The 14,520-nt window shown below is 68.8% G+C and carries 11 protein-coding genes; 5 read left to right on the top strand and 6 right to left on the bottom strand.

What is annotated here, in order from left to right:
- Positions 1-95: 95 nt before the first annotated feature.
- The 4 genes from AC07YS_RS18280 to AC07YS_RS18265 form a co-directional block, all read right to left on the bottom strand.
- Entirely contained in the window at positions 96-1,280 is a 1,185-nt protein-coding gene (locus tag AC07YS_RS18280; RefSeq protein WP_070059658.1) for an ABC transporter substrate-binding protein, read from the bottom strand.
- Between the two features lie 155 nt (positions 1,281-1,435).
- The gene (locus AC07YS_RS18275; RefSeq protein WP_495268715.1) at positions 1,436-2,425 is read right to left on the bottom strand and encodes a PDR/VanB family oxidoreductase; all 990 of its coding nucleotides are present in this window, start codon (positions 2,423-2,425) and stop codon (positions 1,436-1,438) included.
- A 43-nt stretch (positions 2,426-2,468) separates the two neighbouring features.
- Positions 2,469-3,242 carry a GntR family transcriptional regulator gene (locus AC07YS_RS18270; protein WP_062470623.1) on the bottom strand — a complete coding sequence of 258 codons (774 nt, stop codon included), beginning with the start codon at positions 3,240-3,242 and terminating at the stop codon, positions 2,469-2,471.
- Complete coding sequence (locus AC07YS_RS18265) at positions 3,242-4,351, bottom strand: aromatic ring-hydroxylating dioxygenase subunit alpha (protein WP_495268714.1); 1,110 nt, start codon at positions 4,349-4,351, stop codon at positions 3,242-3,244. Before AC07YS_RS18265 ends, AC07YS_RS18270 begins: the two co-directional genes overlap by 1 nt.
- 145 nt (positions 4,352-4,496) lie before the next feature.
- Here AC07YS_RS18265 and AC07YS_RS18260 point away from each other — a divergent pair, with 145 nt between their 5' ends.
- The 4 genes from AC07YS_RS18260 (at position 4,497) to AC07YS_RS18245 (ending at position 10,021) form a co-directional block, all read left to right on the top strand.
- On the top strand, positions 4,497-5,618 hold the full coding sequence (locus AC07YS_RS18260) for a 5-methyltetrahydropteroyltriglutamate--homocysteine S-methyltransferase (RefSeq protein WP_495268713.1): 1,122 nt from the start codon (positions 4,497-4,499) through the stop codon (positions 5,616-5,618).
- A gap of 27 nt (positions 5,619-5,645) precedes the next feature.
- Positions 5,646-6,314: a glutathione S-transferase family protein gene (locus AC07YS_RS18255; protein ID WP_495268712.1), complete on the top strand. Its 669-nt coding sequence runs from the start codon at positions 5,646-5,648 to the stop codon at positions 6,312-6,314.
- Between the two features lie 25 nt (positions 6,315-6,339).
- The gene (locus AC07YS_RS18250) at positions 6,340-7,719 is read left to right on the top strand and encodes a phospholipase D-like domain-containing protein (RefSeq protein ID WP_495268711.1); all 1,380 of its coding nucleotides are present in this window, start codon (positions 6,340-6,342) and stop codon (positions 7,717-7,719) included.
- Positions 7,720-8,257: 538 nt separating this feature from the next.
- Positions 8,258-10,021, top strand: a complete 1,764-nt coding sequence (locus AC07YS_RS18245; protein WP_495268710.1) for an Ig-like domain-containing protein — start codon at positions 8,258-8,260, stop codon at positions 10,019-10,021.
- Positions 10,022-10,031: 10 nt separating this feature from the next.
- Here the strand turns inward: AC07YS_RS18245 and AC07YS_RS18240 are convergent, their stop codons facing one another.
- Positions 10,032-11,090 (bottom strand): ROK family protein, encoded by a 1,059-nt coding sequence (locus AC07YS_RS18240; protein WP_495268709.1) that lies wholly within the window; start codon positions 11,088-11,090, stop codon positions 10,032-10,034.
- Between the two features lie 110 nt (positions 11,091-11,200).
- Here AC07YS_RS18240 and AC07YS_RS18235 point away from each other — a divergent pair, with 110 nt between their 5' ends.
- Complete coding sequence (locus AC07YS_RS18235) at positions 11,201-12,742, top strand: ABC transporter permease/substrate-binding protein (protein ID WP_495268708.1); 1,542 nt, start codon at positions 11,201-11,203, stop codon at positions 12,740-12,742.
- A gap of 318 nt (positions 12,743-13,060) precedes the next feature.
- Here AC07YS_RS18235 and AC07YS_RS18230 read toward each other — a convergent pair whose 3' ends face one another.
- Positions 13,061-14,497: an aldehyde dehydrogenase family protein gene (locus tag AC07YS_RS18230; RefSeq protein WP_495268707.1), complete on the bottom strand. Its 1,437-nt coding sequence runs from the start codon at positions 14,495-14,497 to the stop codon at positions 13,061-13,063.
- Positions 14,498-14,520 lie beyond the last annotated feature (23 nt).

Here is a 14,520-nt window from a genome sequence, read left to right as displayed (position 1 = left end):
GAGGAGCCCGAAGGGCGGGGGACATTCGCGGAGCAAGGCACCCCGTCGGCGGGAGCGCCGCCCTGAACAGCAGCGCTCCCACCGGCGAAGCGAAATTACTTGGCTTTACCCGGGTCCTTCACGCCCTTCAGAACGTCGAACTCGATGTTGTAGAGCTGCCCGTCCTTCTTTTCAACCTTGCGCAGGTACACGTCCTGCACGATGTCGCGCGTCTGCGCATCGATCAGCACCTGGCCGCGCGGGCTTTCGAAGACCTGGCCCTTCATGGCTGCCAGCAGCGCTTCGCCGCCGCCCTGGCCCTTGGTGGTCTTGAGCGCTTCGTAGATCACGCGCATGCCGTCATAGCCGCCCACGGCCATGAAGTTGGGGCGCATCTTGGGGTTGGCTTTCTGGAAGGCCTCGACGAACTTCTTGTTCAGCGCCGAGGGGTGTGCGGCCGAGTAGTGGTGCGAGGTGACCACGCCCAGCGCGCCATCGCCCATGTCGTTCAGTTGATCGTCGTCGGTCACGTCGCCGGTGGCGATCATCTTGATGCCGGCCTTGTCCATGCCGCGCTCCAGGAACTGCTTCATCACCGCCGCGCCCGCGCCCGAGGGCACGAAGACGAACAGCGCGTCGGGCTTGGCGTCGCGCACCTTCTGCAGGAACGGCGCGAAGTCGGGGTTGCGCAGCGGCACGCGCAGCTTCTCGAGCACCTTGCCGCCGTTGAGCTGGAAGCGGTCGCTGAAGAACTTCTCGGCGTCGTTGCCGGGGCCGTAGTCGGTGACCAGCGTGACCACCGACTTCACACCGTTCTTGGGCGCCCAGTCGCCCATCACCACCGACACCTGCGGCAGCGTGAAGCTGCTGCGCACGATGTAGGGCGAGGCCTCGGTGATGCTCGAGGTGGCGGCGGCCATCACGACCTGCGGCGTCTTCGACTGCGTGGCCAGCGGCGCGGCGGCCAGCGCGGCCGGGGTGATGCCGAAGCCGGCGATCACGTTGACCTTGTCGTTGACGATGAGCTCCTGCGCCAGGCGCTTGGTCACGTCGGGCAGGCCGGTGTCGTCCTTCACGATCAGCTCGACCTTCTTGCCGGCCACGGTGTCGCCGTTCTGTGCCATGTACAGGCGCGCGGCGGCCTCGATCTGGCGGCCGGTGGAGGCCGACTGCCCCGTCATCGGCAGGATCAGGCCGATCTTGAACTTGTTGTCCTGGGCGCTGGCCACAGGCAGCGACAGCGCGGTGGCGAGCGCAATCGCCGAAAGGCCGGCGGTCTGGATGAGATGGCGTCTTTGCATGGAATTTTTCCTTTGAGGGACGGAACGCGAAACCGGGCGTATTTTGAACAATTCGCAACAATTGACGGAGCAGGCAACCACCTACCCACCCGCCGCACGGGTCTTTGTTGCGCGATCAGTCGAATGGTTGCGCGATGATCGCGCAACCGATGTTTTCAACGGTCCGGGCGGTACGCGGAATCGAGCGTGAGCGTACCCACGGCGCGTGACACGCAGGCGCAGATGCGCGTGGTCGCCTGCTTCTCGTGCGGGCTCAGGAACACGTCGCGGTGGTCGACTTCGCCGTCCACGGCCAGCACGTCCATGGCGCACAGGCCGCACTCGCCGCGCTTGCAGTCCGACAGGGTCTGCACGCCGGCCGCATCGAGCGCATCGAGCAGGGTGCAGTCGGCCGGCACGGTGATCGACAGGTCGTGGCGCGGAATGCGCACGGTGAAGGCCTGCGTGGCGAGGCGGCCGCTGCTGCCGAAGGTTTCGAAACGCAGATCGGCGAGCGGCCGGCCCGCCGCGGCCCAGGCGCGCTTGACGGCTTCGAGCATCGGCACCGGGCCGCAGGTGTAGAGCTGGCCGCCGGGTGGCAGCGCGGCGATGGCGGCGTCGAAGTCGATGGGCGCGGCGCCTTCGTGCGCCTGCACGCCGGCCTCGCCCAGCGCGTCGCGCAGGGTGTCGAGATAGCCGAACTCGCCTGCGTGGCGTGCGCCGTACAGCATGGCCACCGGCACGCCGCGGCGTCGGGCCAGCGCGCCCAGGCGCTGCGCCATCAGCACCAGCGGCGTGATGCCGATGCCGCCAGCCACGAGCAGGTAGCCGGGCGCCGCGAGGTCGAGCGGAAAGTGGTTCTGCGGCGCGCTCACCTGCAGCCGGTCGCCCTCGGCCAGGCGCCACATGGCGCGCGAGCCGCCACGGCCGTCGTCCAGCCGCTTGACGGCGATGCGCCAGCAATTGCCGTCGCCCTCGCCCACCAGCGAGTAGGAGCGCGTCTGCACGCGACCCTGCTCGGTCATCACCTGCACCTGCAGGTGGGCGCCGGGCTCATGCGCGGCGACGAAGTCGGTGTCGGGGCGCAGCGTGAACTCGCGCACGGTGGGCGTGACGTCGCGCAGCGCCACCACCTGCGCCTGCATCCATTGAAGATCGCTTTTCATCGGGGAACACCAGCGGGGAAAGAAAGAAAAAAGAAGTCGTCGATCAGCCGCGACGGCGGATCAGTTGCACGCCCGGCAGCGGGCGCTGTTCGGCGCTCGGCGTGCCGTGCAGCGCCTCGCGCAGGTTGCGCCGTGCGATGCGGCTGTGCTCGCGCATCAGCGCCTCGGCGCGCGAGCCCTCGCCGGACTCGATGGCGTCGAGCACCTGCAGGTGCTGGTCTTGCGCGATCACGAGCATGTCGCGCGCGGCCGGCGAATTGGCCTGCACGATGACGAAGCCCGAGGGCGAGGCGAACGGCAGGTTGACCACGCGTTCGAGCTGCTGCGCGATGACGGGGCTGCCCGCCATCTCGCACAGCAGCGCATGGAATTTCTCGTTGTGCGTCACGTAGCGCGAGAAGGCCGCGTCGTCGAGCGCGGGCTCGCGCAGCAGCTCGTCTATGCGCGTGAGGCAGGCGCGCGCTTCGCGCAGCACCACGGGCGCCGCGCCGCGCTCGGCCGCCAGCCGCGCCACGAGGCCTTCGAGCGTGCCGCGCAGCTCGATGGCATCGGCCACGTCGCGTTCGGAAAACGTGCGCACCGCATAGCCGCCGTTGGGCAGCGCTTCGAGCAGGCCTTCCTGTTCGAGTCGCATGAGCGCGCTGCGCACCGGCGTGCGCGACACGCCGAGCTGTTCGGAAATGGCGACCTCGGCAATGCGTGCGCCGCCGGGCAGCTCGCCCGCCAGGATCATTTCGCGCAGCCGCAACTGCGCCTTCACGGCCTGCGAGCTGCCGCTGTCGCCGGGCTCGGCGGGAGAGACGGTGGCGACCTTCATCACGCGGCCTGGCTCTCTGGGGCGGGACGGATCGGGATCGCGGCGCGCGCGGGCCGCTCCTTCTCGATCATGCGGTCGATGAGGCGGCGCGCCCACATCGAGCCGGCGTCGATGTTGAGGTTGTAGAACTGGTGGTCGGGGTGCTCGTCGATGGCCTTCTGCTGCGCCTCAAGCACGATCTCGTCCTCGCGGAAGATGCCCGACACGCCCTCGCGCAGCTCGTGCGTGAGGCGCTGCTCGCCCAGGCAGTAGTTGCGCGCGAAGGCCCAGAAGTACAGGCAGGTCTTGTCGGTCTCGGGCGTGATGGTGTTGAGCACGTAGCCGTTGACGCCCTTGCTGCGGTCGCCGGCGTTGTCGTTCGACGGCACCGCGCCGCTGCCCGCCTCGGCCACGCCGACGTCGATGTTCACCGTGCACGGCCCCTCGAAACGGATGATCTGCCAGCGGTCGACCTTGCCCGTGTAGCCGCGCGCATGACGGATCTGGTTGCCCCAGAACGGCGGCGCGTCGATGTTCTCCATCCAGCGCGTCACGGTGGCCGAGCGGTCGCCGTGCGTGGCCACGAAGGGCGCCTCGGCCACCTCGCGGTTGCCGATCGACGAGCCGTGCACGAAGGTCTCGTGCGTGAGGTCCATGAGGTTGTCGACCACGAGGCGGTAGTCGCAGTGGACGCGGATCATCTTGCCGTCGCCGGCCCAGGCCGGGTCGTCGTTCCAGTGCATGTCGGGCACCAGCGCCGGGTCGGCCTTGGCCGGATCGCCGGGCCAGATCCACACGAAGCGGTGCTTCTCGACCACCGGAAAGCTGCGCACGCAGGCCGAGGGGTTGAGCGTCTCCTGGCTCGGCATGTGGGTGCAGCGGCCCTGGCTGTTGTAGACCAGGCCGTGGTAGCCGCAGACCAGCTCGTCGCCCTCGAGGCGGCCCAGCGACAGCGGCATCAGCCGGTGCCAGCAGGCGTCTTCGAGCGCGGCCACCTGGCCGTCGGTGCGGCGGAACAGCACCACTTTCTGGTTGCAGATGGTGCGTGGCAGCAGCGCGTGACGCACTTCGACGTCGTAGGCGGCGGCATACCAGGCGTTGAGCGGAAAGGCGATCGTGGGCGTCTTCATGAATACGCAATGTATACATAACAGCGAAGAATTCCAGAGTTGAACCCCTTATTCAAGGGTAAACACTGACGTCTACGTATACAAACAGGATTTTCACGAAGGCGCTAGGATTCCGCTCGTTCACAGTCACGACGGAGTTCATTCCATGTCCCAGCATGCCGCCCTGCCCGCCCGCTACGACCACGTGGGCAGCTTCCTGCGCCCGCAGTACCTGCTCGAAGCCCGCGAGCAGAAAGCCAAGGGCCAGATCACGCCCGCGCAACTGCGCGAGGTCGAAGACAAGGCCATCACCGAGATCGTCCGCTTCCAGGAAGACATCGGCCTGAAAAGCATCACCGACGGCGAGTTCCGCCGCACCTACTTCCACATCGACTTCCTCGACCAGCTCGGCGGCGTGAAGACCGACATCCCGGTCACCATCCGCCGCCCCGACGGCACCGAGGAACTGGCGCCGCCCGCGATGCGCGTGATCGACAAGGTGCGCCACGTGAAGGACATCCAGCTCGCCGACTTCCAGTACCTCAAGAGCCAGGTGTCGGTCGGCCGCACGCCGAAGGTGACGATCCCCTCGCCGACCATGCTGCACTTCCGCGGCGGCCGCGCGGGCATCAGCAAGGACGCCTACCCCGAGCTCGACCCGGTGTTCTATGACGACGTGGCCAAGGCCTATGGCGACGAACTGCGCTCGCTGGCCGCCGCCGGCTGCACCTACGTGCAGATGGACGACACCAACCTCGCCTACCTGTGCGACGAACACATGCGCGAAGCCGCCCGCAAGCGCGGGGACGACCCGAACGAGCTGCCGCACCGCTACGCCGCCTTCATCAACAAGGTGGTGGCGCAGAAGCCGCCGGGCATGCTGCTGGCCATGCACCTGTGCCGCGGCAACTTCAAGAGCACGCACGCCGCGGCCGGCAACTACGAGCCCGTGGCCGAGGCACTGCTGAAAGAGATGGACCTCGACGCCTACTTCATGGAGTACGACGACGCCCGCTCGGGCGACTTCAAGCCGCTGCGCTACCTGCCCAAGGGCAAGACGGTGGTGCTCGGCCTCGTGACCACGAAGTTCGGCGAGATGGAAGACAAGGACGAGCTCAAGCGCCGCATCGAGGACGCCAGCAAGTACGCCTCGCTCGACCAGCTCGCGCTGTCGCCGCAGTGCGGCTTCTCCAGCACGGTGCACGGCAACAACATCGCCGTCGAAGCGCAGCGCAACAAGCTGCGGCTCGTGGTCGAAACGGCGCAGGAAGTCTGGGGCTCGACCTGACGCGCGGTTTCTGTTGAAGTCGGGGGCATGACGACGACGCAGATTTACTCCGGCCCCCTCAGCATGTTCGGTGCGAAGGTGCAGATCGCCGCGTACGAAAAAGGCATCACTTTCGAGCTCACCATGGTGCCGTTCACCACCGACGACGCCTACGAGCCCAAGCACCCCGAGGTGTTGCGGGTGAACCCGGTGAAGCAGCAGGTGCCGGTGCTGGTCGACGACGAGGTGGCGCTGTTCGACTCGACGCAGATCTTCGAGTACCTCGAAGATCGATACCCCCAGCCCGCGCTGTGGCCCGAGGGCATTGCCGATCGGGCCCGCGCGCGGCAGCTGGAGCAGAAGTCGGACGAGGTGTTTTTTCCGAACGTCATCAAGCTCTTCGGCTTGCAGGACGCCATGCAGAGCGTGCCGGCCGTGGCCGCATGCGCCGGCTGCGCGCGCTTCTACGAAGAGATGGAGGGCCTGCTCGCCACGCGCGAATACCTGGCCGGCCCTTACTCCTTCGCCGACATCGCCTTCTACATGGCGCATGTGTTCGCCGACCGCAAGGGCGCCGGCATGACCGACGCCACGCCGCGCCTCGTGGCCTGGCGCGAGCGCGTGGGCGCGCGGCCCGCGGTACGCGCGGTGGTCGATCCGATGATGCGGTTCCTGGCTTCGCAAGGGCGCGGCGTGCCGGCCTTCCTGCAGCGCTGAGCGGGCACCGAGGCATCACCCGCCCATGCCGGACCCCCTCTTCGACTGGCTGCCCTCCCCTTCGCAGCATTTTCTTGTCGTCACTTTCGCGTTGCTGGTTTATGTGCTGACCACGCGCACGCGCCGCGAGCAGCGCGCCCCCACCACCGCCATCGCGTGGGTCATGGGGCTGGTGCTCATGCCCTACGCGATCCTGCCGATGTACCTGCTGTTCGGCCAGCGCAAGCTGCGCCCGGCCGGCGCACCCCGGCCGCCGCGTTCGCTGCCGCCGGGCCACTGGGCGGCCGACCTGATCGAGAGCTTCGGCCTGGCGCCGCCCGGGCGCTGCGCGATCCGCATGCACGCCGACGGCGAGGCCGCGCGCGAGGCGCTGTTCGAGGTGATCGACGGCGCGCGCCAGCGCCTGGACGTGTGCACCTTCATCATCGGCGACGACGCGCTCGGCCATGCCGTGCTGGCGCGGCTCGCGCAGCGCGCGCGCGAGGGCGTCAAGGTGCGCGTGCTGCTCGACGGCTTCGGCGCGCTCTCGCTGCCGCGCCATCACTTCGACCGGCTGCGCGCGGCCGGCGGCGAGGTGGCGGTGTTCCGCCCCTTCTTCAGCCTGCGCCGCATCGGGCCGCGCAACCTGCGCAACCACCGCAAGCTCACCATCGCCGACGACCGCTGGCTGTGGTCGGGCGGGCGCAACCTCGCGGGCGAGTACTTCTCCGGCAACGACAAGCACCCCGAAGCCTGGCACGACCTCTCTTTCGACCTGCAGGGCAGCGTGGCCGCCGCCGCCGCGCGCCAGTTCGACCACGACTGGAGCTCGGTGCGCGGGCGCAAGGCGCGCGCCATCACCGCCGCCGACGTGCCCGCGGGCCCCGGCTGCGCGATGGCCCAGTTCCTGCCGAGCGGCCCCGACCAGACCGAGGACACGGCGCACGCGCTGCTCATCGACGCCTGCTTTCGCGCCGAGCACCGCATCCTCGCGATCACGCCCTACTTCGTGCCGGGCGACGGCTTGCGCGATGCGCTGCGCCTCGCCGCGCGGCGCGGCGTGCAGGTGACCATCGCGATGCCCGCGCAGTCGAACCACCGGCTGGCCGACTTCGTGCGCGCACGCGCCATGCGCGACCTCGCGCGCGCGGGCGTGAGCTTTCGCATGCTGCCCTTCATGGCCCACGCCAAGGCCGTGGTGGTCGACGACGAACTGGCCATGTGCGGCTCGATCAACCTCGACCTGCGCAGCCTGCTGCTGAACCACGAGGCGGCGGTGGTGTTCTACGGCCACGACGACATCGAATGGCTGGCCGAATGGATCGAGACCACCGCCTCGGCCGGCGAGCCCTACCGCGCGCGGCGCCCGGGGCTGCTGCGCGACGTGGCCGAAGGGCTGCTGCTGACCGTCGCCTTCCAGCTGTAGACGGGCAGTGCATCGCCCAAGATGCACGAATGCAACACAATTGCAACCAATTGAACATTCACACTAGAATCGCCACCGGTTCCGGTGGATGACCGTTCTTCCGGAGCCCCCTGCATTGCGGGGCAGCCCGCTCCGGCCCGGCCTCATGGGGCCCACCGAAGCGCCATTCGTACCGCCGTTGTCGTGAGAAAGTGCCCAAATAACAGGCACCACTACAGCGAGGCAAGTTCCCTTCCTACGAGCCCAGAAATTAAGATAAAGGTTCACTGATTGTTGCCACATCGTGGGGAGGAATGAGCGGTACGCCCGCCCTCCACACTCAATGAGCAACCAGTAGTCCCCCGCACTTCAGAAGCATCGGCGCCCGTCAGGGCGTATCGCCTTCGGCGACCTCGATGCGATGCAGGAGCGTGACCGGCAAAGGCGGTCGCCGCGGGGTTTGAGCGCTGGGCGCCGGGCGACACCTTCGCGCGGCCCCAAGCGATCCCCTTTGTTGTCGATCACTGCCGGATTCCCCTGAGCACGGGGAGAAAAATCGATGCCTTTCATTGATTCGCCGCTGGCGCTCGCGCGCCGGCTGGGCGCAGCCTTGCCTGTCGTTTTGGCCCTGCTGCTGCCGTTGTCCGCCGCCCCGACCTGGGCGGCCCTGAACGAAGTCGGCCGCGCCACGCCGAGCGTGCACCGCCTGCGCTTCTTCATCGACCCGCAACTGGCGGCCGACATCGGCGCGCCCGAGGCCGGCCGCCGGCTCGCGCAGTACGTGGCCGACCTCAACACCGTGTTCATGCGCGAGACGGTGCGCAGCTTCTCCTTCGACCCCGCGAAAGACCTGCAGATCGTCGCGCCCGGCGCGGCGCCGCCCTGCGGCTTCAGCGGTGTGGCCGGCGGCGAGATCGTGCTGTGCGTCGGCCCCTCGAAGCGCGGCTACAGCCACGGCGGCCTGACCACCAGCACCACCTTCCCGCCCACCGGCGTGACCTGGAACCTGAACTGGACCGCCATCCACGACCCGCTGCGCCTGTCGCGCGCCATCACCTCCGCCGCGCCCGAGTCCACCGAGAAGGACTACCTCGGGCGCCAGCTCAAGACCCTGCTGCACGAGCTGGAGCACGTGTTCGGCGCCGGCTCGGGCGAGTACTACAACGCCATCGCCGTCGCCGACACCACCGAGACCGCGCCCGCCAGCGACCTGGCCCTGGTGAAGCACACCGACCGCTACTGGTGGCCGCGCCAGCACTGGCGCCTCGACCCGCTGCTGGGCACCGTGTTCGAGCAGCGCTACGACCCGGCCGCCAACCGCGTCGCCACGCTCGGCCTGATCCGCTTCACCGAAGGCACCAAGGCGCAGATCAACACCGACTGGCGCGACTGGCCCAAGCTCGGCAGCTCGAAGTTCATGGCCGCGACCACCGCCACGCAGGTGCGCGTGACCGAGCGCGAGAGCGGCGCCGCGCTGGCCGGCGCGCCGGTGTCGGTGTGGCGCGACCCGGGTGCCGGCAAGCCGCTGGAGCCTATCGCGCAGGGCACGACCAACGCCGACGGCCGTTTCGTCTTCGACTGGCGCTGCGGCTTCAGCTGCTTCGCCGTCGGCAAGACCACGCTGCTCGTGAAGGCCCAGGCCCCGGGCCGCGCGCCGGGCGCCACCTGGTTCACCATCTTCGATGCCTTCGAGCAGAAGGCGGTGCAGGGGCAGGCGGCCTTCACCATCGACCTGCCGCTGGGCGTGCCCGACAGCCAGAAGCCGGCCGTGTCCCTGGCCGCCCCCGCGATGGCGACCGTGGGCCAGCCCGTGGCGCTGGCGCCCGTGGCGGTCGACAACGTCGGCGTGTTCGGTGTGAAGGTGATCGGCACCGACAGCCTGCCGATCTGCACCTTCACCGCCCCGCCCTACACCTGCCACTGGACGCCGACCGCGCCGGGCGTGCAGATCGTCCGCGTGATCGCCATCGACGCCGCGGGCAATGCCGAGGTCGCGTCGGCGCAGGTGATCGTGCGCGCGCCCGCCGACACCACGGCACCGACCGTGACGCTCAATGTGCCGCCCATGGCCTCGTCGGCCGCCGGCCTGCCGGTGCGGCTGTCGGCCAGCGCGACCGACGATGTCGGCGTGGCCGAGCTGGCCTTCATCGTCGACGGCAAGACCGTCTGCGCGCTGCGCACCGCGCCCTACGCCTGCAGCTGGACGCCCGCGCGCGCGGGCTTGGCGAACATCGAGCTGCGCGCCACCGACGCGGCGGGCAACGTCGCCACCACCTCGGCCACCGCGCGCGTCGGCGCGGAACTGCGGCCCGAAGACCTGTAAGGGGTAGCGCTCAACGCCGGTTCGTGAAGCTGGCGTTGCCCAGCCCGGTGCCGATGGTCAGCACGCCCCAGTGGCGCACGTCGCGCATGAAGGGCAGCTCGCTCAGGCCCTGCACCACCGCGTCGTTGTGCATGAGCACCAGCGTCGCGCCCGAGCCGATGATCGGCAGCCGCCGCCACAGCGCGGCCGGCAGGTGGAAGGCCCGGCTCTCCCAGTCGCCCGGCAGGTTCTGCGCGCCGCGCGCGATCGAGCCGTCGGAGCGGATCAGCCCCGGGCAGCCGATGCCGATGAAGGGTGCGAGCCTGATCTTGCGGCGCTCGGCATAGATCACCATGTCCTCGAGCATGTCGGCGATGCGCTCGACCATGTGGCTGCGGTTCGGGCCGTCGTCGGCGTGGCGCCACTTCTCGCGCTTGACCACTTTCGCGCGCGAGAAGTCGGGCGCCTTGCGGTGGCGCGTTTTCACGATGCCGCAGCGCACGTTCGTGCCGCCGATGTCCACGGCCAGGATGGCGTCGTGCCCCTTCAGCAGGGGCGGCGGCGTCAGGTGCGCCCACCCGATCAACCCGCCGTCGTCCACGTTGTGCGACAGCCGGCCCAGCTGCACATGCACGCCCAGGTCTTCGAGCATCGCGCCCGCCTCCAGGATCGCGCGCTCGCCCACGTCGCTCTCGGGAAAACCGCCGCCAACCACGATGCGCTGCACCTTGCGCCACGAGGGCTGGCGCACGAAGCGCTGGACCACGAAGGCCAGCTCTTGCGCGAACTCCTCGATGGCGCCATGCATCACGTCGCCGGCGGCCGTGGCAGTCTTTCCCTGCAGCGCGCGGTCGAGCTGCTTCTTGCTCAGGTCGCGCGAGTGGGCCGCGCCCAGCGGGTCACGGCCGGCCTTGCGGCGCCGCTTGCGCCAGCGCTCGAGCAGTTCGCGAAACGCCGTCTGGCTGGCCTGGTCGCCGACGAAGCCGTCCTTGTCGCGCAGCTGCAGGCTGTAGCCGTCCACGCGCAGGCCGGGCAGCTCGCGCAGGCCGTGGATGTCGGGACCGGGGGGCGCGTGCCTGGTTTTTTTCATGACGGTCACTATGGGCCGCCGCGTGGCCCGGGCGCATCGGCTTCGCGCACCACGGCGTGTAGGAGACGGACGGGTACGGCTGGCGCGGTGATGCCGATACACTGATCCGGATGCACCTGCCTCGCAGCTTCTGGCACCCCGCCCTGTGGCTTTTCGCGATGCTCTGGCTGGCCGCCGCCGCCCCCCGCGCGCAGGCCGCCGACGAGACGCTGCGCGTCGGCTCCAAGCGCTTCACCGAGTCGTACATCCTGGCCGAGGTGCTGGCGCAGACCGCCGCGCCGCACACCGCGTCGCCGCCCGTCGTGCGGCAGGGGCTGGGCAACACGGCCATCGTGTACGAGGCGCTGCGCTCGGGCGCCATCGACCTGTACGCCGAATACACCGGCACCATCGCACTCGAGATCCTCAAGGGTTCGCCCGCCGGCACGCGCGAGGCCATGAACGCCGCGCTCGCGCCGCTCGGACTGGGCGTGGCGATTCCACTGGGCTTCAACGACGGCTACGCGCTGGCCGTGCGCGCCGCCGACGCCGACAAGCTCGGGCTGCGTACGCTGAGCGACCTGGCCCGGCACCCCGAGCTGCGCATCGGGTTGTCGAACGAATTCATCGGTCGCGCCGACGGCTGGAAGGGCCTGGCCGCGCGCTACGGCTTCACGCAGACGCCGACCGGGCTCGACCACGGCCTGGCCTACGAGGCGATGACGGCCAAGCAGATCGACGCCATCGACATTTACACCACCGACGCCAAGATCGATCACCTCGGCCTGCGCGTGCTGGTGGACGACAAGCAGCACTTTCCGCGCTACGACGCGGTGGTGCTCTACAAGCTCGACCTGCCCGCGCGGCTGCCGAAGGCCTGGGCCGCGTTGCAGGCGCTCGAAGGCAAGATCGACGAGCACGCCATGATCGCGATGAACGCGCGCGCCGAGCTGCAGGGCGTGCGCTTCGACACCATCGCGCGCGACTTTCTCGCGGGCGCCACCAAGGACGGCAAGACGCCGCCGAGCGCCGCGCGCGGCTTCACGGCCAAGCTCTTCGGGCCCGACCTCTGGCCGCTGGCGCGCCAGCACCTGCTGCTGGTGGCGGTGTCGGTCGGCGTGGCCATCCTCATCGGCGTGCCGCTCGCGATCCTCGTGTTTCCGCACCTGCGGCTGCGTGCCGTGGTGCTGGGCTTTGCGAGCGTGATGCAGACCGTGCCGTCGCTGGCGCTGCTCGCGGTGCTGATCTCTTTGCTTGGCGCCATCGGCGCCCTGCCCGCGCTCATCGCGCTCACGCTGTACTCGCTGCTGCCGATCATGCGCAACACCGTGACCGGATTGACCGAGGTGCCCAACGGCCTGCGACTGGCCGGCACCGCGCTGGGCATGACGCCGCCGCAGAGCCTTCAGTTGGTGCTGCTGCCTCTCGCGTTGCCCACGTTGTTGGCGGGCGTTCGCACCGCGACAGCCATTGCCATCGGCACGGCCACCATCGCGGCTTTCATCGGCGCAGGTGGTTTCGGTGAGCGCATCGTGACAGGACTCGCGCTCAACGACCGCGAGCTGTTGATGGCCGGAGCGATGCCGGCTGCGGCCATGGCGCTGATCAGCGAAGGCATCTTCGAGCTGATCGAATTTCTGATGCGCCGCAGCCGCAGGGCGCCATTGGCCTGAGCTGTTCAGGGCGACGCTCCCGCCGACGCGGTACCTTGCTCCGCGAATGTCCCCCGGGCTTCGCCCTCCTCCTTGATTTCGCTGCGCAAGGCACCCCATCGACGTGAGCGTGTTCAGTGCGGTCGTTGATGGGCTGCGCACCACCGCCGCTTCCCGTGCGCAGGACACTGGGTGCTTCCCGCAGCGAAATCAAGGAGGAGGCCGCAGGCCGGGGGACATTCGCGGAGGGAAGTACCCGGTGGCCTGTGCACGCGCCCCGAAAAACACAGGCGTAAAAAAGCCCCCGACTGGGGGCTTCCAACAATTCAGAAAGAGGCGTCAGGCCAACGTGTAAGCCGTCTTCACCGTCGTAAAGAACTCCTGCGCGTACTTGCCCTGCTCCCGCGGCCCATAGCTCGACCCCTTGCGGCCACCGAACGGCACGTGATAGTCCACCCCCGCCGTCGGCAGGTTGACCATCACCATGCCCGCCTGGCTGTGCCGCTTGAAGTGCGTCGCGTACTTCAGCGAGGTCGTCGCAATGCCGGCCGACAAACCGAACTCCGTGTCGTTCGCCGTCGCCAGCGCCTCTTCGTAGTTCTTCACGCGGATCACGCTCGCCACCGGCCCGAACACTTCCTCGCGGTTGATGCGCATGTTCGCGCCGGACTCGCTGAACAGCGCCGGTGACATGTAGTAGCCGTCCGTCTCCAGCTTCAGCAGCTCACCGCCGGCCGCCAACGTGGCGCCCTCGCCCTTGCCGATGGCGACGTATTCCATGTCCTGGTCGAGCTGCGACTTCGACGAGACCGGCCCCACGTCAGTGCCCTGCGCGAGCGCATCGCCGACCTTGATCTTCGCCATGCGCGCCTTCATCGCCTCGATGAACTTCGGGTAGATGCCTTCGGTGACGATGAGGCGGCTCGACGCCGTGCAGCGCTGGCCGGTCGAGTAGAACGCGCTCTGCACGCTGAGCTCCACGGCCTGCGCGAGGTCGGCGTCGTCGAGCACCACCTGCGGGTTCTTGCCGCCCATTTCGAGCTGCACCTTCTTATGGTTGGTGACGCACTGCACCGCGATGTTGCGGCCCACGCCCACCGAGCCCGTGAAGCTGATCGCATGGATGCCGGGGTGGTTCACCAGCGCATCGCCGATCACGCTGCCGCGCCCCATCACGAGGTTGAACACGCCGGCCGGAATGCCCGAGCGGCTGATGATCTCGGCCAGCGCCCACGCGCAGCCCGGCACGAGGTCGGCAGGCTTGAGCACCACGCAGTTGCCGAAAGCCAATGCGGGCGCGATCTTCCAGGCGGGAATCGCGATGGGGAAGTTCCACGGCGTGATGAGCCCGACCACACCCACCGGCTCGCGCGTGATTTCCACGCCGATGTTCGGGCGCACCGAAGGCAGCACCTCGCCCGACAGGCGCAGGCACTCGCCCGCGAAGAACTTGAAGATCTGCCCCGCGCGCGTGGCCTCGCCGATGCCTTCGGCCTTGGTCTTGCCCTCTTCACGCGCCAGCAGCGTGCCGAGTTCTTCCTTGCGCGCGAGGATCTCGGTGCCGATCTTGTCGAGCGCATCGGAACGCGCCTGGATACTGCCCGTCGCCCAGGCGGGGAAGGCGGCGGTGGCTGCTGCCACGGCCGCATCGACCTGGCCCTTGTCGCCCTGCGTGTACTGGCCCAGCACGTCGGCCAGGTTGCTGGGGTTGATGTTGGGGCTGTAGCTGTGGCCAGCCAGCCATTCGCCGTTGATGAGGTTGTTGAATTCAGTCATCGTCGATGTCCTTGTGTGCGTGT

The sequence above is a fragment of the Variovorax sp. GW458-11-26-14-LB1 genome (genome assembly GCF_059423965.1).
This window is presented reverse-complemented; position numbering and strand designations above follow the sequence as displayed.

Coding starts and splice junctions, on each gene's coding strand:
- AC07YS_RS18255 (WP_495268712.1), top strand. CDS start 5,646: ATGACGACGACGCAGATTTACTCCGGCCCCCTCAGCATGTTCGGTGCG.
- AC07YS_RS18280 (WP_070059658.1), bottom strand. CDS start 1,280: ATGCAAAGACGCCATCTCATCCAGACCGCCGGCCTTTCGGCGATTGCG.
- AC07YS_RS18260 (WP_495268713.1), top strand. CDS start 4,497: ATGTCCCAGCATGCCGCCCTGCCCGCCCGCTACGACCACGTGGGCAGC.
- AC07YS_RS18245 (WP_495268710.1), top strand. CDS start 8,258: ATGCCTTTCATTGATTCGCCGCTGGCGCTCGCGCGCCGGCTGGGCGCA.
- AC07YS_RS18270 (WP_062470623.1), bottom strand. CDS start 3,242: ATGAAGGTCGCCACCGTCTCTCCCGCCGAGCCCGGCGACAGCGGCAGC.
- AC07YS_RS18265 (WP_495268714.1), bottom strand. CDS start 4,351: ATGAAGACGCCCACGATCGCCTTTCCGCTCAACGCCTGGTATGCCGCC.
- AC07YS_RS18230 (WP_495268707.1), bottom strand. CDS start 14,497: ATGACTGAATTCAACAACCTCATCAACGGCGAATGGCTGGCTGGCCAC.
- AC07YS_RS18250 (WP_495268711.1), top strand. CDS start 6,340: ATGCCGGACCCCCTCTTCGACTGGCTGCCCTCCCCTTCGCAGCATTTT.
- AC07YS_RS18235 (WP_495268708.1), top strand. CDS start 11,201: ATGCACCTGCCTCGCAGCTTCTGGCACCCCGCCCTGTGGCTTTTCGCG.
- AC07YS_RS18240 (WP_495268709.1), bottom strand. CDS start 11,090: ATGAAAAAAACCAGGCACGCGCCCCCCGGTCCCGACATCCACGGCCTG.
- AC07YS_RS18275 (WP_495268715.1), bottom strand. CDS start 2,425: ATGAAAAGCGATCTTCAATGGATGCAGGCGCAGGTGGTGGCGCTGCGC.